The organism is Bacillus sp. FSL W8-1127 (assembly GCF_038006725.1).
GTDB lineage: Bacteria > Bacillota > Bacilli > Bacillales > DSM-4216 > Bacillus_O > Bacillus_O smithii.
Genome location: NZ_JBBOVU010000001.1, coordinates 1,177,210 through 1,195,679 on the forward strand (window position 1 = coordinate 1,177,210; position 18,470 = coordinate 1,195,679).

16 protein-coding genes are annotated in these 18,470 nt (G+C 39.6%); 11 read left to right on the forward strand and 5 right to left on the reverse strand.

The features are described from left to right. Positions 1–33 precede the first annotated feature (33 nt). The 5 genes from NST12_RS05600 to NST12_RS05620 all read left to right on the forward strand — a co-directional run bounded on the left by NST12_RS05600 (position 34) and on the right by NST12_RS05620 (position 5,155). The gene (locus NST12_RS05600; RefSeq protein WP_048623027.1) at positions 34–273 is read left to right on the forward strand and encodes a YueH family protein; all 240 of its coding nucleotides are present in this window, start codon (positions 34–36) and stop codon (positions 271–273) included. A gap of 19 nt (positions 274–292) precedes the next feature. Beyond that, positions 293–1,618, forward strand: a complete 1,326-nt coding sequence (locus tag NST12_RS05605; RefSeq protein ID WP_048623028.1) for a purine/pyrimidine permease — start codon at positions 293–295, stop codon at positions 1,616–1,618. Positions 1,619–1,783: 165 nt separating this feature from the next. Next, positions 1,784–3,355 carry a peptide chain release factor 3 gene (locus NST12_RS05610; RefSeq protein ID WP_048623029.1) on the forward strand — a complete coding sequence of 524 codons (1,572 nt, stop codon included), beginning with the start codon at positions 1,784–1,786 and terminating at the stop codon, positions 3,353–3,355. Positions 3,356–3,671: 316 nt separating this feature from the next. Further along, positions 3,672–4,136: a hypothetical protein gene (locus NST12_RS05615; RefSeq protein WP_048623030.1), complete on the forward strand. Its 465-nt coding sequence runs from the start codon at positions 3,672–3,674 to the stop codon at positions 4,134–4,136. A gap of 242 nt (positions 4,137–4,378) precedes the next feature. Continuing rightward, positions 4,379–5,155: a TerC family protein gene (locus NST12_RS05620; protein ID WP_048623031.1), complete on the forward strand. Its 777-nt coding sequence runs from the start codon at positions 4,379–4,381 to the stop codon at positions 5,153–5,155. Between the two features lie 166 nt (positions 5,156–5,321). Here the strand turns inward: NST12_RS05620 and NST12_RS05625 are convergent, their stop codons facing one another. Continuing rightward, complete coding sequence (locus NST12_RS05625) at positions 5,322–5,528, reverse strand: alpha/beta-type small acid-soluble spore protein (RefSeq protein ID WP_003354995.1); 207 nt, start codon at positions 5,526–5,528, stop codon at positions 5,322–5,324. Between the two features lie 217 nt (positions 5,529–5,745). Here NST12_RS05625 and NST12_RS05630 point away from each other — a divergent pair, with 217 nt between their 5' ends. Together NST12_RS05630 and NST12_RS05635 are read left to right on the forward strand one after the other, a co-directional pair. After that, positions 5,746–5,907, forward strand: coding sequence for a hypothetical protein (locus tag NST12_RS05630; protein ID WP_003354994.1), 162 nt, complete (start codon positions 5,746–5,748; stop codon positions 5,905–5,907). Further along, positions 5,907–6,137, forward strand: coding sequence for a hypothetical protein (locus NST12_RS05635; protein WP_341100569.1), 231 nt, complete (start codon positions 5,907–5,909; stop codon positions 6,135–6,137). The genes NST12_RS05630 and NST12_RS05635 overlap by 1 nt, the downstream gene beginning before the upstream one ends. Positions 6,138–6,686: 549 nt before the next feature. On the opposite strand, the gene NST12_RS05640 is transcribed toward NST12_RS05635, so the two are convergent. Together NST12_RS05640 and NST12_RS05645 are read right to left on the reverse strand one after the other, a co-directional pair. After that, positions 6,687–8,438, reverse strand: a complete 1,752-nt coding sequence (locus tag NST12_RS05640; RefSeq protein ID WP_048623032.1) for a B12-binding domain-containing radical SAM protein — start codon at positions 8,436–8,438, stop codon at positions 6,687–6,689. Between the two features lie 282 nt (positions 8,439–8,720). After that, a complete protein-coding gene (locus NST12_RS05645) occupies positions 8,721–9,749 on the reverse strand; it encodes an acyltransferase family protein (RefSeq protein ID WP_341100572.1) in 1,029 nt (342 codons plus the stop codon). A 143-nt stretch (positions 9,750–9,892) separates the two neighbouring features. Here NST12_RS05645 and NST12_RS05650 point away from each other — a divergent pair, with 143 nt between their 5' ends. The 3 genes from NST12_RS05650 to NST12_RS05660 all read left to right on the forward strand — a co-directional run bounded on the left by NST12_RS05650 (position 9,893) and on the right by NST12_RS05660 (position 13,097). Further along, the gene (locus NST12_RS05650) at positions 9,893–12,049 is read left to right on the forward strand and encodes a PAS domain S-box protein (RefSeq protein ID WP_341100574.1); all 2,157 of its coding nucleotides are present in this window, start codon (positions 9,893–9,895) and stop codon (positions 12,047–12,049) included. Positions 12,050–12,058: 9 nt separating this feature from the next. After that, positions 12,059–12,544, forward strand: a complete 486-nt coding sequence (locus tag NST12_RS05655; protein WP_048623034.1) for a methylated-DNA--[protein]-cysteine S-methyltransferase — start codon at positions 12,059–12,061, stop codon at positions 12,542–12,544. 283 nt (positions 12,545–12,827) lie between these two features. After that, positions 12,828–13,097, forward strand: coding sequence for an aspartyl-phosphate phosphatase Spo0E family protein (locus NST12_RS05660; RefSeq protein WP_328200890.1), 270 nt, complete (start codon positions 12,828–12,830; stop codon positions 13,095–13,097). Between the two features lie 52 nt (positions 13,098–13,149). Here the strand turns inward: NST12_RS05660 and NST12_RS05665 are convergent, their stop codons facing one another. Then, positions 13,150–14,664, reverse strand: coding sequence for an ATP-binding protein (locus NST12_RS05665; protein ID WP_341100576.1), 1,515 nt, complete (start codon positions 14,662–14,664; stop codon positions 13,150–13,152). A gap of 845 nt (positions 14,665–15,509) precedes the next feature. Between NST12_RS05665 and NST12_RS05670 the strand changes: the two genes are divergently transcribed. Then, positions 15,510–15,956 (forward strand): MarR family winged helix-turn-helix transcriptional regulator, encoded by a 447-nt coding sequence (locus tag NST12_RS05670; protein WP_003354359.1) that lies wholly within the window; start codon positions 15,510–15,512, stop codon positions 15,954–15,956. A 208-nt stretch (positions 15,957–16,164) separates the two neighbouring features. Here NST12_RS05670 and NST12_RS05675 read toward each other — a convergent pair whose 3' ends face one another. Next, positions 16,165–18,327 carry an ATP-dependent Clp protease ATP-binding subunit gene (locus tag NST12_RS05675; RefSeq protein WP_328200885.1) on the reverse strand — a complete coding sequence of 721 codons (2,163 nt, stop codon included), beginning with the start codon at positions 18,325–18,327 and terminating at the stop codon, positions 16,165–16,167. Between the last annotated feature and the right edge of the window lie 143 nt (positions 18,328–18,470).

Below are 18,470 nucleotides of genomic sequence, written 5' to 3' on the forward strand. Positions count from 1 at the left end.
ATGACTGCATTTTTATAGGAAGGGGAAAACAAAATGAAAATTCGTAAAACAGAAATAAACGGAAATGAAACGAATATCTTTATTTACGAAAATAAAAAAGAGGATTACTTCGTCGTTTCTATTCCTGAAATAGAATGGTCCATCTTTTTTACATATGAAGAGGAAAAGGAACCGCTTTTAAGGAAAATGAGTGATTCTTTGTCAAAGGCATTGTCAGAAAACGAATCAGATGAAGTGGCAAAGCGGATTTATCAATGGACAAGAGAGATGTAGGGATGTGAGGTGCCGCTCAATGGAAAGAAAGGGACCCCTTATGAAAGAACGGACAGTGGAAACCGCTGTTGCGTCACTGCAATGGTTTATTTTTTTACTTGCCAATTCCATTGTACTTCCTATTGTCGTTGGACAAGTCTACCACTTGTCCGTCGATCAGATTGCCGAACTTTTGCAGCGGACTTTTTTGGTTGTTGGCATATCTTCTCTGCTTTCCGGCTGGATTGGTCACCGATTGCCGGTTGCCGATGGGCCGGCGGGAATTTGGCTTGGCATCTTCGTGTTGATGGGGGAAATGGCAGCCGCGGAGCATTCTCATCCATTCCAAGTTTTACAATTGCTTGAAGGCGGAATGTTAGTTGCGGGAGGGGTATTGCTTGTCATTGGAGCCATGGGGCTGATGAATTATATGGTTGAGTTGTTTACGCCTCTCGTGACAGGAGTCTATTTAATTCTTTTATCCCTCCAACTTTCCGGTGTGTTTTTAAAAGGTATGATCGGTGTTGGCGATTCCGGAGGAGAAATAAAAGCAAGCCATGTGCTCGTTTCTTTTATCGTCTTTATATTAGTATTTATTTTGTCTGTATGGGGAAGGGGATTTTTCAAAAGTTACGCTGTCCTCATTGGGATTCTTCTCGGCTGGTTAACCTTTATAATGCTAAATGGATTTGAACAAAAGGCTCCGGCTGTCTCTTCAGTTGTCTCATTTCCTAAGTTTTTCGCTTGGGGATGGCCAAAATTGGACGCAGGCATGGCGGTTTCTGCTGTTTTAGTTGCTTTTGTATTAATCAGCAATATTATTGCCAGTGTGGCGGCCATGCAGCAAGTAGTTGATCGGCAAGAGGAAAGGGGAAGACTGAACCGAGCCGGAATCATCAGCGGGGTTAACAATCTGTTGTCTTCTTTATTTTCTTCTGTTGGGGTTGTCCCATTGTCCATTTCGGCGGGTTTTGTCCGTATGACGGGCCAAAGCCGTATGAAGCCTTATATAATCGGTTGTGTACTTTTGATTGTCAGTTCATTTTTACCGGCTGTCTATCAAGCGTTGTCGCTTTTGCCAGGTCCGATTGCATATGCGGCCATGTTAGTAACATTTACTCAAATGTTGGGAATCGGATTGAATTCTATTTTGAAATCCCCTCTGGATGAAAGACGTTTGACGATTGTCGGCATGTCTCTTTCGCTAGGAACGGCCATTATGTTTTTACCTCAGTCTGTGTTTCAAGGGTTGCCGGCCATTGTGCAGTATGTGGCCAGCAACGGTATCATGATTGGAATGCTTCTTGCTTTATTGTTGGAACACATTTGGCGACCGGAAAGGAAGCAAGTGAGCAGATTAGATTAAAGGCCATTTTTCCGTTAGATATGCCGAGATCCTGATTTCAAAGTCTTTTTTATGATGAAATCACGTTGAAATTCTGATTTTGAAAGAATATGATAGAAAAGGTAACGATCTTAAGGCCAGTCTCGGGCCATTTAAGTTGAATTTTGGAAAGGAAATTGATTCTATATGGCATCATTACAGGAAGAAGTCCGTTCGCGAAGAACGTTTGCAATTATTTCTCACCCGGATGCGGGAAAAACCACTCTTACGGAAAAGCTGCTTCTTTTTGGGGGCGCCATTCGGGCAGCAGGAACGGTAAAAGGAAGGAAAACCGGAAAATATGCTACTTCCGATTGGATGGAAATAGAAAAACAAAGAGGAATATCGGTCACTTCGTCCGTTATGCAATTTAAGTATAACGGCTATCGGGTCAATATTTTAGACACACCGGGCCACCAAGATTTTAGCGAGGACACATACCGTACACTCATGGCCGTTGACAGCGCCGTCATGATTATCGATGCGGCGAAAGGGATCGAAGCTCAAACGATTAAATTGTTCAAAGTATGCCGCATGCGGGGCATTCCGATCTTCACTTTTATTAATAAGCTTGATCGGCAGGGTAAACCACCGCTTGAACTGTTGTCTGAATTAGAAGAGGTTTTGGGAATCGACTCTTACCCGATGAATTGGCCGATTGGCATGGGTAAAGAGTTCTTTGGAATTTATGACCGTTTTTATCACCGCGTTGAACAATTTCGAGTAGAGGAAGAAGAACGGTTCCTTTCTCTGGATGAAAATGGAGAAATCATCGGCGACCATCCAATAAAAGAATCCGATTTATATACACAAACTTTGGAAGAAATTTTGCTGTTGGATGAAGCGGGAAATGAATTCTCAGAAGAGCGTGTCAGAGAAGGAACATTGACTCCGGTCTTTTTTGGAAGTGCATTGACCAATTTCGGCGTACAAACCTTTTTAGAGACGTATTTGCAATTTGCCCCCGAACCTCAGCCTCGGCTATCTGATCAAGGGGAAATAGATCCTTGCAGTGATCTTTTTTCAGGATTTGTTTTTAAAATCCAGGCCAATATGAACCCCGCTCACCGTGATCGAATTGCGTTTGTTCGAATTTGTTCCGGAAAATTCAATAGAGGGATGTCAGTGACCTTATCCAGAACGGGGAAAAGCATGAAGCTTAGTCAATCTACGCAGTTCTTGGCCGATGATCGCAGTACTGTGGACGAAGCAGTCAGCGGCGATATTATCGGATTATATGATACCGGGACCTATCAAATCGGAGACACGATTGTAGAGGGCAAAAAATTATTTCATTTTGAAAAACTGCCGCAGTTTACACCGGAGCTGTTTGTAAAAGTGTCTCCAAAAAATGTGATGAAACAAAAAAGTTTCCATAAAGGGATACAGCAGTTAGTTCAAGAAGGAGCCATTCAGTTGTTTAGAACTTATCGCACTGAGGAGTATATTCTCGGGGCTGTCGGACAATTGCAATTTGAAGTATTTGAACATCGGATGAAAAACGAATATAACTCAGAAGTATTAATGGAGCCGATGGGGTCCAAAATCGCTCGTTGGATTGAAAATGAAGACGCCGTGAATGATTCTTTATCCAGCAGCCGCAGTTTGTTGGTGAAGGATCGCTTTGACAGAAAGGTCTTTTTATTCGAAAATGATTTCGCACTTCGCTGGTTTCAAGAAAAAAATCCCGATATTCATTTATATAATCCAATGGACTAAAGGACGAATCTTTTATTGTTGATAAACTTTAAATACTTTTTTGAAGCAAGGGGCCGTCAATGGATGGGCCCCTTTTAAGCGAGAGCGAAAAAAGATCATTCGAATTTGTATGGATGGTCATGGATTCGACAGCGGAAAATCTTTTTGCAGCAAAAGGAAAATCCATCTTGCAAAGTGAACCTTACACTGGCTGATGTTTAATTTGTCTTAAAACGAATAAACTATGGATAAGCAGAAATCAGGAGGCAGGTTCTATGAGCAGCGGAATTTTTCAACTTCAAGAAGATCAACTGGCTGCCAACCGGCGAAAGAAAATATGAAAAGGCTAACAAAGTTGGAGGCAGTGCTTTGGAGCATCGCGTTTCCCGGCTTTCCTCAGCTTTTAGCTGGTGAATGGGTAAAAGGGATTTTATTGGTTGTATTGGAAATTTACGTTAACCTTCTTAGTCATTTTAACGAAGGCATTATACTTAGTTTTTTAGGAAAAACGAAAAAAGCAGCTGAAATTGTCGATTATCAGTGGCTTATGTTTTATCCGTGTTTGTATATGTTTTCGATGTGGGATGCCTATAAAATGGCTTCGAATGAGAAAGAAAAATATGCGTATTTTCCATTTGTTTTTTCAGCTTATACCGTCACGCTAGGCTTGATTTACTCGCCGAAAGTCTATGTTGGCTCTGCATTTTTAGGTCCAATTTTTACTCCGATGCTCTTTTTGCTTCCTGGCTTGGTCGCCGGTATACTGATGAGAATCTTTTTGTTGCATTTTCAGAAAAAATAATGTTTACAATTTCTGTTTCGAAACATATAATGTTAATAACAATATGAATACCTTGGCTATTAAGTCAAAGGGGAGTAGCAATGGGCTGATTCAGCCTACAACAAAGTCGTCAATTCATGGAGCTTTCCATCGGCTTTGTTGGCATGAACATTGGATCATGCATCGCAAGACCTTTGCCTGTACGATAACGGGCAAAGGTCTTTTTTTGTGAAACTTTTGTAAATCAAGGGAGGAGGAGAAAAATGGATATTGCATTGCTGATGGAATATGGATGGGTTTTGTTGATTCTGGTTGTATTGGAGGGAATTTTGGCAGCTGATAATGCGGTTGTTATGGCCGTTATGGTCAAGCATTTGCCAAAAGAAGAGCAAAAGAAGGCGTTGTTTTACGGTTTGGCCGGAGCGTTTCTTTTCCGCTTTAGCGCCTTGTTTTTAATTTCTTATTTAGTGAATGTCTGGCAAGTTCAAGCCGTCGGAGGATTGTATTTACTGTATATCATGATCAATCATTTAATCAAAAAATGGAAACGTGAGGAGAAAAAATCGGAAAGCCCAAAAAACTTGGAAGGAACCTCTTTTTGGCTGACGGTTCTAAAAGTCGAAATAGCGGATATTGCCTTTGCAATCGATTCGATGTTGGCAGCCGTGGCGATGGCCATCACATTAAGTCCTATTGGCTCGTTCCAAATAGGTGGAATTGACGGCGGACAATTTATCGTCATGTTTCTTGGCGGTATGATTGGGTTAGTGTTAATACGATTTGCCGCTTCTTGGTTCGTCCAGCTGCTAGAAAAATATCCAACATTGGAAACAGCGGCCTTTTTAATTGTGGGGTGGGTTGGTGTAAAATTGATTGTTTTCACGCTTGCTCATCCTAAAATTCATATCCTAGACGAGCATTTTCCGGAATCTATCGGCTGGAAATCCGTTTTCTGGGGTGTTTTGATTGCCATCGCCGTTATTGGTTATGTGGTGTCGCGAAAAAAAGAAATGGTTAAAGAGAATTTTGGTAGACAATAAGAAGAATGAAGACAAGCATTCACAAAAGAGGCGGACTTATTCATATTCGATATGGTCTAGCCTCTTTTGTTATGGTTTTATAGGTTCTGAAAAATGTTTGAAAGCGACTTTTCAAAACCTTCTCAAGAGAAGGTCTTGATCTTGAAATTTCGTTATTGGTTGAACGTCATGATTCTTGATTTTGTGATCCAGCTAGTTCGGATTGGGCATGCTTCACAAGTCGTTTTGTTATTTCTCCACCGACAGACCCGTTGGAGCGGGAAGCAGTGTTGGAGCCTAGCTGTACGCCGAATTCTTCGGCAATTTCATATTTGATGGAATCAAGATATTGTTCAATTCCTGGTATTAATAATTTATTTCGACTGCCTGCCATTGGTGCATCCTCCTTTAAAAACTTTAATATTAGACCATTCGTGTTCAATGGTCCATTCAATTTTATTTTTTCCCCATGACGGCAAATCATGAAACAAAAATTTGGAATAAGCATTTCTTCGTGAACTGTTCGATCTGTTTATTCGTGTGTAGGTCAGGATAATCGTGTTTATTTTGGTCATGATAGAAAATAACCGAATGGAAGGGAGGTACTTTTATTGCCGAAGCGAAAAGCGGAAAAGAATGCGGTGGAAAAATACAGCAAAACACCGAAAGAAAATGTGAAGGAAACGGATTTTTCCGTTGAGTTTGCCAATGGCGAAGAAGCGATCAAACACGCCAACCGCAATTCCAAACAGGGAAGAAAGGGTAGAGGATAATGAAAAAAAAGAAACCTTCATTGCAAGTAGAGTATGGCCTTGAATTTGGAGATGTGAACGCCTCTAAATTATATGATATCACCCATAAAGAAGCGAAAAAAAAAAAAAAAGCAAAATCGAGTAGGAGGGAGCGATTAACTCCCGTCCTCTCACACCACCGTACGTACGGTTCCGTATACGGCGGTTCAATTAAGATAATTGACGCAAGTCTTTATAACTTCCGTGAATAGCTGTTCTCTTTATGCCAGTGGTCACTCCACCCTCCAAGAGGTCTCCCACGGGATTCACCGCTTCCTCCCTCAAGTGAGGTACTACGTTTTCTGTGTTCATCATGACTCACTGAATACCAAGGGCTATTCTCTCTTAATTGTTCGGTCCTTCTTAGTTGTTCTAGACCAACTAATACTATGACCTCTGCTGACTTCTGACGGTTCAGCTACTTATCACTAAGTAGGTTATGAAGAGTACTTCACATATCCGCCAGACCTCCCCGGGTAAGTACATGCACTTTCACACCATCTATCCGCCTCATTTACTCGATATGACCTTCGACAGAAAGAGCTTTGTTTTGTTATGCAAACTCACTCAATCATACCTAGCCTTATATGAGGTTCGTGTTCCTCGGACCGGTGTTTTGCCTCCAGCTTCCTTCAGATTCCGCGTCACCACGGACACCCTTGCTCTTGGCTAACCTCTACTTCTGTTTTCGGGGTTTGGGACTTACACCCTATAGTTCATGTACATGCCGGGCGCACATAAAAAGAAGGAATGCTGAGCGCTCAGCATTCCTTTTCATGTAAGAAAAAAGAAACAGGTTCACCTGTAGCGGGCTGATAATAGACAAGAAGATAGCTTGGCGAATCGACAATGTTTCCTGTTTGAAAATAATGCTCTATATCGAAAGGAATTTTTTCTAAAATTGTGTGTTTGTACAAATCTTTTTCATCCAGATTGAGGCTTGCAAAGTTTTTGCCTAATAATGTCGGTTCTTCTAATAAGCGTGCATATACCGCTGCCCGTTCTTTTTTATCCAAAACTGTGTTCCACCATGGTTTTCGCGGCTTGTAGCGAGCGTTAGTCAAAAAGTCGTATTTCATGAATCCTTCAATCAAAGGCCATTGTTCTACTCGTTCATTTTGCAGAAATTCTTTAAGCCGTAAGAAAAGGTCTTCTCGTTGATGGCCTATTCTTGACCATTTTCGCTCTTCCCAATAGCTTCCAAACGATTGGAAAAAATCGAATGGAGAAGGAAAAACGTGGGAGACGAGAAATTCTACCGTTTGATCCATTCGATGATCGTTCCAATATTTTTCAAGTACATCTTCCACTTGCTTGATTTTGACAATATCTTCAAAATCCAGAACATGATTTTGCAAAATTTCATACGGAGCATGATCCATATAAATATATCCGTATTTACGGGCGTTGATTCTCAAACCGGTTCCCCGGAGCATTTTTAAAAAACCAAGTTGGAGTTCTTCCGGTCTAAGTGCAAATACGTCGTTGAACGTTTTCCGGAACGATTGGTAATCTTCTTCCGGAAGGCCGGCAATTAAATCTAAATGCTGGTCAATTTTCCCGCCTTCTTTTATCATCGTGACGGTCCGTGTCAGTTTTGCAAAATTTTGTTTTCTTTTCACCAGTTCGTTCGTTAAATCATTGGTCGATTGAACGCCGATTTCAAACCGAAATAATCCAGGGGGTGCTTCACGGTTCAAAAATTCAATCACTTCCGGCCTCATAATGTCTGCGGTGATTTCAAATTGAAACACGGTGCCCGGGAGATGTTCTTCAATTAAAAATTGAAACATATCCATGGCGTAGCTTCGGCTAATATTAAATGTTCGGTCTACAAATTTGATGGTTTTCGCTCCATTCTTCATCAGGTAACGGATATCATCTTTTATTTTTTCACGGTTAAAGTAACGAACTCCCACTTCAATCGAGGAAAGGCAAAACTGGCATTGAAAAGGACATCCACGGCTCGTTTCAATATATACGATCCGGTTGGGAAGATCCGGTATATCCTCTTCGAATCGAAACGGCGACGGCATTTCCCTTAAATCAAGCTTGTTTGCAGGGGGATTGATCTGGACTTTTCCTTCCTTGATAAATCCGATGCCGGGAACTGTGCTGAAATCTTGATTCCCGTTGATTTCATCAAGAAGCTGTTCAAACGTTTTTTCCCCTTCGCCCATCACAATAAAATCTGCTTCCGGAATTCTTTTGAGCCAATAAGGGACATCGTAAGAAACTTCAGGACCGCCAAGGACAATGATTACATTTGGCATAATTTTTTTGACTAATTTGATTACTTTAATCGTTTCTTCGATATTCCAAATATAGCAGCTAAATCCTAAAACATCGGGTTTTCGGTTGAACAAATCGGTCGCAATATTCATGACGGGATCTTTAATGGTATACTCCGCAATTTCCACATTGTATTTTGATTGAACATACGCTTTTAAATAGCGTATCGCCAAGTTCATATGTATAAATTTAGCATTCAATGTACTGACAACTATGCGCATCGATGTTACTCCTTTTTCTATTCGATTTCAATATTTTTTCATTTGTTCAAACGTGCGAAAATCACTAAATCTATTTTATAAAAGTACGGGAAAAAAGGACAACATATAGAAAAGTTTCCATAATAAATCTCCCTTCCAACATCGGGAAAATTTTTCGTCGCTTGGAAGGGAGACGGTTTTTCGGTATCGTCCAGCCGGTAAACAAAAAACAATGGTCTTTTTTACTGTTTAGCAGGAAATGTTCATCTTTTTCCGAATACTATTTTATGTACGAAAACGATGCTAGCTTTCCATGTATTTCGATGATTTTTTCAAATGGAGGATCATCTTTTTTAATTTTCCCCACTTCATCTCAATAATTGGTTGTGCGACGGCTGTCATGTAAGAGCTGGACAAAAAGACAGTCAGCAAAAACGATACGATCAGCAAAAGAATGACAGACTCCACCGAATTTTTCATGTCGCTTTCACGGAAAGTTTTGACAAAAAAGCCGTGCAAAAGATACACATATAACGTATTTTTCCCCCAATGAGTAAAGAAAAATTTTCGTTGGGGAACAAAAGCGAAAAAGCAGCAAACCATTAAAATATTAATGGCGTATATGCCAATTCGTAAAACCATCCCGGTAAAGTTATCAGAATGGAGCTGCGCATAAGACTTGGACCCCAAAAGCCAATTTTCATTTAAGTTCGGATGAAAATAAACCGACACCAGGACGGTCAACAAAACCATTAGAAAAAGGATTCTTGCTTTTGTCGTGATGATAGACGAAAAATGTTCTTTCTTTAAATAAAATCCGAGCAAGAAAAACGGAAAGAACACAAACGTCCGTGAAAAACTGAGAACATCCAAATGATCTTCAAAACATCCAACCACAAGGCCCAAAACCAAAGAAATAAAAAGAGAAAGACTTTCTTTTAATTGAAAGATTTTCACGAACAAAATCAGCAGTACATTCCAGAAAAATAAACTGAGCAAAAACCACAAGGACCATTGTGGAACGAACGGCTCGATTTGAAAAGTATGTTCTTGGTAAAGGAAATAGTAAAAAATGGTATATATCATTTGGAAGATCAAATAAGGAATCAATAATTTTTTCGCCAATTTTTTTACATATCCTTTTTTGTAAAACCCTTTAGCGAAATAGCCGGAAACGAGTGTAAACGCCGGCATATGGAACGTATAAATGGTCATGTACAAGGCTGTAATCACGGAATTGTCATGAATATAAGACTGTATGATATGACCGAAAACAACGAAAAAGATGAGTATAAATTTTGCGTTGTCAAAGTAGAAATCTCTTTTTGACATTCGAATGATCACCTTCATTATGAAGTATCCATCATGGCGCAAAGGCCAAAAACATTTATAGTTATACCCTAACAACCACTCATATAAACCCGATTGATTAAGGAATGAACGTTTAGTGTTTTCAAAACTTAGGAGGCGAAAGAATGGAAAAGAAGGAGAGACGGCAAAAGGTCGCAGAACGGCTGTCCGATGAGAACACTTTACAATTCTATCAAAAGATACTGGAAGGCTCAAGGGAAGCTATCATTGTCACTACTATGGACTCGGAAATCATTTATGCCAATCAAGCGGCTGCTGATTTGGTGCATTTGACGAAACGTGAATTGATGGAGCATGAATGGAAGGATTTTTTTCCGGCTGTTCCAGAGGAAATTTTGGCTTATTTTAAAGAGGAGCTGCATGAACACGGTAAACTGGAAGATGAAACGGTCCTTCATTTAAAAGATGGCACGATGAAATTTGTGCAAATCACGATTCAACGCGATGAAAATCTCCAGATGGTTATATACTATTTGCGTGACATCACCTACTTAAAAGAAAAAGATCGCTTTGCTGTTACGACTTCCATGATGTTGAGAAATATTTACAGACACGCATCGAATGCTATTCTTCTGTTTGACTGCCAAGGCAACATATTGGATGTGAATCCTGCGTTCTGCCGAGAAATGTCTGTTACCATGTCGGAAGCAAAAACGAGAACGGTTGCTTCTTTTGTTCCAAAAGAATATCAAAACCAATTTGAAGAGATTCAAGAGATGATTCAGCTGGGGAGAAAAACAGTCGGAGAAATCCCGATGATCCATGCCAACGGTATGACGATTTTTGATTATATTGTGATTCCCGTCAAAGACTTAGGGATCAATTTGGCGATCATGCAAGGCATGAACGAACATGAGCAGATGGAAATCAGATTAAAAAAAAGCGAAAAAATGTTTGAGGAATTGTTTAATGAAGCTGTAGATGCGATCGTGTTTTGGAACCGGGATGGTTCGATCATTAAAGCGAACCGCTCAGCGCTGAAGGTGTTTGAATGCACTTTAGAAGAACTGCTCAACAGAAACCTTATTGATTTTATTGATAACATAGATGACTACGAGAAAGTGATTAAGCAGCTGAACCGAGATGGACAAGCCAGGGAAGAAATGCTTTTTCAAATGCCTAATGGACAAAAGAAGCATCTGGAATTTACAGTGAAAATGCCATCCGATGGACAATATCATCTTAGTATTTTCCGAAATGTCAGTGACCGTTATCGGATGGAAAAAGAATTGAGAGAGAGTGAAGAGCGTTTTCGCAAAGTTTTTGAAGAATCGATGGACGGCATGATTTTATGGGACGAACATTATGTGATTAAAGATATTAATCATGTGGCTTGCCGCTTGTTAAAAGCGGAAAAAGAAACGTTCCTGAATCAGGACGTAAGGGACGTTATGAAATCTTATGCCAGTAGAGAAGAAGAGAGAAATTACTTTTGTCAGGTAAAAAAACATGGACAGGCGAAATTGCTTTTAACGAAAAAATGCGGTGAGGAGACGAAATATTTTGAGCTGGCTTCCAAACTATATTTAAATACTCATCTGAATTTAACGGTGATTCGGGACGTGACGGAACAAATCAAAATACAGGAGCAGTTGAGAAAATCGGATACGTTGAATGTGGTCGGCGAGCTGGCGGCAGGCATCGCCCATGAAATCCGGAATCCCTTGACGGCGATGAAAGGGTTTATCCAACTGTTGGAGCATAATTTAAATGGTCAATATGCAATGTATTTTGAAGTCATTAAAACAGAATTGGAAAGAATTGAATCGATCATTACCGAGTTTTTAATATTGGCCAAGCCTCAAGCGGTTCAATTCCAAAAAGTCGATATTGGAAAAGTCATCAGACATACAGTTGACCTCCTTACGCCACAGGCCTTAATGACCAATGTTCAGCTTATTATGGAAATGGATCAAAACTTGCCGGTTGTTTATGCGGAATCCAATCAATTAAAACAAGTATTTATCAATATTATTAAAAATGCCATTGAAGTGATGCCAAAAGGCGGGAATGTCTTGATTCAAAGCAAAGTGGAAAAAGAGTATATTTGTATTATGATATCGGATGAAGGGACGGGCATTCCGGAAGAAAAGATCAAGAAGCTAGGCGAGCCGTTTTACACGACAAAAGAACGGGGGACGGGGCTTGGTTTAATGGTCAGCTTCAAAATCATTAAAGAACATAATGGAAAAGTGGAAGTAAAAAGTAGTGTTGGCAAGGGAACAACATTTTATATTTATTTGCCTGTTAAAAAGGAGTAAGAGAGAAAGATGAAATTATTTTTAACGATGAACAGTCCGATCGGAAATTTGACGATCGTATCGAGCAGAGAACGAATCATCGGACTGGAATTTGGTGAAAAAGCGGAAAATGAAGAGATAAAGAAAGCGGAAAAAGACGCCTTATTATTGGAGGCCAGAGGACAGCTTTTGGAGTATTTTGACGGAAAAAGAAAGGTTTTTCAGCTTCCAATTTTTCTGAAAGGAACGGAATTTCAGCTTAAAGTATGGAACGAACTTCTTCATATTCCTTATGGAGAAACAAGAAGCTATCAAGAGATTGCGGCAGCGATTGGCAATAAGAATGCCGTCAGAGCGGTAGGACAAGCGAATAAAGCCAATCCGATGCCGATCATTATCCCTTGTCATCGAGTGATCGGGAAAAACAATCAGTTGATTGGTTATGCCGGAAAACAAATTGATAAAAAAGCCATTCTTTTAGAACTCGAGAAAACGAGTCTGTTTATGATGGTGTGACAGTTTTATGGAGATGTATATGTTTGGGATTTCAAACGTATGAGAGAGTTTTTCTTCAAAATGGGATGAAAGATTCAGACGGATCAATCAAAATATGTCAAAATATGATCAGTAATGCCATTTTATGTCTTATTTTTCCGAACCTATTTACATTTTCGAAAAATCTTGAGATAATCCTACGGTAAAATACTTATGAAATGCGAGAGATGAGAGAATTTAGCGGATCTCGAAGCGTTTATGATACGGCTGTGTTGGAAAAAAAGAATAATCTGGGGGAAGTAAAGTGAGTGATTGTTTTTGGTATGATCAGGCGTATTTGATGGAAAAAATTCAGGAAAAACGAGAAGAGATGATTCGGCTTGGCAGTTTAATGGGACTTGATGCTAAAGAAACCATTCAATGCAGCCAAGAATTGGATCAGCTTTTGAATCGTTATCAATACTTCTACGACAAAGCGCAAACCAATACGATCAAAAGATACCGGTCCGGAAAAAAAGTGGCAGTCCGTATTCGAGAAGCGACATTTTCTTCTTGTATGGCCAGTATGGTCTGACACTGTGGATAGCTAAGCCAGGCAGGAGAAGATTCCCTTCCTGGCTTTTTTGTTATTTCGTTATATCATCCCTTGTATCTTCTTTTAGCGGCAAAGTAATCCGAACTTGGGTGCCTATTTTGAGCTTGCTTTCAATCGCAATTTCTCCGCCAAAAGATTCAATGATACGTTTACATACGACCAGGCCGAGCCCTGTTCCATTTTCTTTCGATGTAAAAAACGGGGTAAAAATCTTTTCCAAGTTTTCTTGAGAGATCCCCTCTCCGTTATCGGCGATCGTAATCAAACAAGAACGGCTTGCTTTCGTGACGGTTAATTGGAGAATTCCCCCATCTTTCATCGCCTCAAGAGCATTTTTGGTTAAATTTAAGAGCACTTGCTTCATCTGATCCACCGTGCAGTATAGAATCGCAGGCTCATCTGGAAGTGAATACTCATATTGAACGTTGTACAAGTTTGCTTCTGAATAAATCAATGGATTCAAATCAACAATAATGTCACGAATATCGGTGTACGACATTTTTTGAACCGTCGGCTTTCCTAAAATAAGAAACTCGCTGACAATTTGATTGATGCGGGCAATTTCTTTATTAATAACCGAAAAATAAAAACGATCCGTTTGATCTTGATATTTCTCGCTTAAAAGCTGAACAAGCCCTTTAATTCCAGTTAAAGGATTTCGAATTTCATGAGCAATGCCGGCCGCAAGCGTTCCTATCAATTCCAGTTTTTGAGCCTCGATTTGAACCCGTTCCAGTTTCGTTTGTCTTTTGAGCATAAAATATTTAAAGACGAGGAAAAGAATATGAAAAAAAATAAACGGAATGATAGCAAATAAGATGGTTGAACGAATCACATCCCGATAATAACGGTTGCCTGTCGTTAGAACAATATTCCAAGGTAATTGCTCAAGCGGATAACGAATCTTATTTTCTGTATCGTTATTTTTCGGTGGTTTGTTGACAGTAAAAATGGTCTTTCCTTTTGAATTCTCAAATGATATAGCCTGATCTGGAGTCAATTGTTTCATGATATTTCTTATATAATCGACTTGTATATGGGCTACCAGCACCGCTATGACTTTATTATTCGACAAAATGGGAGAAGCGGCGGCAATAACATGCTGATTATCAATCTTTTCCTGATGATCGGATACGACCGTATGTTTGATTAAAAGAACTTCTCGAAAGTAGTCCATATATCTAAAATTATAGTGTTTTAACAAGTCGTTTGTTCCGGTGATCACGTTGCCTTTTAAATCTAGAATATACATTCCTCCATAACGCGGATCCTGATTTTGAGTCTTTTTTAAGATCATTTTGACTGAATCCAAATCATTCAGCATCGGATCCAGACTATAAGCTAAAATGTTTAATCCCGTGATCGTTTCCCCAATAAATTGATCGATTTGGTTTTGATGAATGGAGGCGATCCATTCAATATGTTGACGATAATTGTCTCTTTCATTGTCTAATAAAATACGGTAGAACAGCATGATGGTTAGAATACTTGGGACCACCACAACCCAAAAATAAATCCATTTTTGTTTTTTCTTATTTATTCGCATCAAAATTCGCCCTTACTATTATGGTTCCCGCAGATTCGTGATTCAATGATCTCTTCTGCGATGTTGAAATCTACTTTATTATATCAGAAACTTTGAAATGAGAAGTGCTAGAAAAAAACCTTTGGAAAAAAAGTCAAAATGAGAGAAAATCAATCGTTTGATGTTGTTTTCCCTTTAAAATGATCGAAAAAAAGTAATTTGAATATAAGCATCTTTTAATAGGAGCAAACGTTTAAACTTGACAAGGTGAAATCAATCTGATGGGATATGTATAAAACAGAAGGAGTGGTTGTGTTTTTACAGGATTTCTGCATGACCTTTTGACAGACGAAAGAAGAAATGGAAAGCGGCTTATATTTTAAAAAGCAGAAGAGAACCGGAAATGGTTTGCGAGCATTCATGGACGATTTATTTGTAGGAGAAGACGTCAAAAATGGCGCTTTCAGCGGTCTACAGTGATTTTCCGATTGAAAAATAAAAAATTGGCATGACCACTTTGTTTATTCACCCAAAGTCTAAGTAATATAATGTTGATATGCAGGAAGGAATTTTGATCAATATTGCGAAACCACATGGCCAAAGAATGGAAAGATTATGTTACAATGAGGAAAAAGTCTTGTCTGGACAAATGTTTCAAACGTTAATAGGTGATGGTGCGGTGGCATTGGTGAAAATCTGTTTTGTATAAAAGAAAAACAGATGATATCAGCAATGGGGACATGCTCGATTGCTTGCCGAAATTCAACAAGTACAAATAGACGAAGCTGCTGGCCATCATGATTATTGGATAGTGATTGAGCCGCAAAGAATGCAGAATTTATGAATAGAAGGAACTGATTGAGAAAATGGAAGAAAAAAACATACAAATGTCCTTGAAACTATTTGTTGTACTGTCAAGAGCATATAAAGTCGTCAATGAAGAAACGAATGAATGGATTTATCAAAATGGGTTAAATCCTACGGAATTTGGCGTATTGGAATTGTTGTATCATAAAGGCCCGCAACCGTTGCAGCAAATTGGAAGCAAAATTTTGCTGGCGAGCGGCAGTATTACTTATGTAGTAGACAAATTAGAAAAAAAGGGGTTGGTAGAGCGGGTCGCATGCCCTACCGATCGCAGGGTGACATATGCTGCCATTACGGAAAAAGGAAGGGCCGTTATTGAAGAGATATTTCCAAAGCATGCTGAAAACATTCATTCACTGATGAGCGTTCTGGACGACGAGGAGAAAGAAACGGCTATCCGTTTATTAAAAAAAATTGGACTTGCCGTGAAGGATTTATCCACATAGAACCCATATTTTCTATAGGAAAATTCTTCATTCCGTCTGTTTGCTCTTTCATTCGAATCAGAAAGGCTTTTATGCGATTCTATGATCCTTCTGACTTGCTGTAAAGTAAAAAAAGAGGCTGACACGAGAATACGGCTTTGTGGAGTTAAATCTATTTAATAGACCGTATCCTCTTTTAGTGTCTGCCTCTTTTCATTCAAGACCAATATCAGTTTGCAGCAATGACGATGTGATCATTTTCCAGCACGGCTTTTAAATGTTTTACATCCGGATGGTCCAACATATAATCGGCAATCGGATCTTCTAAATGTTCTTGAATGACTCGGCGCAACGGACGGGCGCCAAACTCTGGATGATAGCCGAGTTCAGCTAGTTTCATTTTTGCTTCAGGCGTTACTTCGATCGTCATTTCTTGTTCTTTTAATGATTCGTTTAATTCCGCCAACATCAAATCGACAATCTTCTTCAATTCTTCTTTTTCTAAAGGTTTAAACTCAATAATGCTGTCAAAACGATTGAGGAATTCTGGTTTAAAGTAATTTTTCAACGAATCCAGCACGGAACTTTCGCTTTTGTCATTTCCCTTTTCAAATCCAACCGTAATCGTTTTAACCGATTGTCCTGCGTTGCTTGTTGCGATAATAACGGTGTCTTTAAAGCTTACAGTTCGTCCTTGACTATCTGTCAAGCGACCATCTTCTAAAATTTGCAAGAACATATGTTGAACGTCTGGATGGGCTTTTTCAATTTCGTCCAACAAAATGATGCTGTATGGATTGCGACGAACTTTTTCTGTTAATTGACCAGCTTCTTCATGACCTACATAGCCAGGAGGAGAACCGATCAATTTTGACACGCTGTGTTTTTCCATATATTCACTCATATCGAGACGAATCATGGCATCTTTTGAACCGAACAATTCTTCGGCAAGCGTTTTGCTTAATTCCGTTTTCCCAACTCCGGTAGGACCGACGAACAAGAAAGAGCCAATAGGTCGATTTTTCGCTTTAAGGCCGGCGCGGCTTCTTTTGATGGCTTTCGCCACTTTTTTGACTGCTTCATCTTGGCCGATGACTTTTTTCGCTAAGTTTTCTTCTAAATGTTTCATTTTTTCTTGTTCATCTTGCTGTAATTTGCCGACCGGAATTCCCGTTTTCTTTTCAATAATCTCTTGTATATGAGCGACAGTGACGACCGGACGAATGTTTGAATCCGCCTCGCTGTTCAGTTGTTTTTCAAGGCTGGCTTCTTCGTCTCTTAATTTAGCAGCCAGTTCATAGTGTTCTTCTTGTAAAGCTTTTTCTTTTTCTTTCGCTATTTGGTTCAACCGCGCTTGAATGGCGTCTTTATCGTTTGTCGTAATGGTTAAGTTCAATTTGGAACCAGCTTCGTCCATTAAATCAATGGCTTTGTCTGGCAAGAATCGGTCTTGGATATAACGATGTGATAAATGGACGCAGGCTGCTAACGCATCATCCGTGTATTGGACGCCATGGTAATCCTCATAACGTTTCTTCAAACCTTTCAGTATTTCCAAAGCTTTTTCCGGTGCTGGTTCATCCACTTGAACAGGTTGGAAGCGGCGTTCCAAAGCAGCATCCTTTTCAATTTGTCGATATTCTTTCAATGTGGTGGCACCGATCACTTGCAATTCTCCACGTGCGAGCGCCGGTTTCAAAATATTTCCGGCATCCATAGACCCTTCAGCGGATCCGGCTCCCACTAAAAGATGAATTTCGTCGATAAAGAGTATAATATTTTTTCTTTTTTGCAGTTCTGCAATTAATTGTTTCATTCTTTGCTCAAATTGTCCGCGAATTCCTGTATTCGCGACGAGTGAAGCGACATCCAGCAAATATACTTCTTTATTTTTCAATTTGGAAGGAACGGAGCCTTCGGCGATTTTCAGAGCCAACCCTTCGGCGATTGCCGTTTTTCCGACACCTGGTTCACCGATCAGAACCGGATTGTTTTTATTTCTTCTATTTAAAATTTCAATCACACGGTTGATTTCTTCGTCGCGGCCAATAACAGGATCGATGATGCCGGCTCTTGCTGCATTTGTTAAGTTGCGGCCAAACTGGTCAAGAAAACTGTTGCCGTTTCCGGCTTGTTTTGGCTGTGCTTGGTATGGAAAAGCGTTTAGCGTTCCGTTTTCAAATGGAGGTTGTTCCCCGAAGCCTTTAAAGAAATCGTCGAACGGAAATCCACCAAAATTCATAAACATAGGCATCCCTCCTTGTAATTGAGCGATCGATTGTTTTTCTTTCTCATAACATTCTTCGCAAAAATGGTAATCTTTCGATTGTCCATTGATTTGCAAATGAAGGCTTATATTGGCAGGTTTTTGATGGCATTTTTCACAGAGCATTTATTTCAACCTCCTTAAAAGGTTTTGACTTTGACTAACTTTGACTTTTAAGGTGCTCGTAAACAGCAGATGAATTTAAAAGGATCATCTGTTAGTGTCAACTGATTTTCGTCAAAGATCATCGAGAAAGTTTGACTAAATTT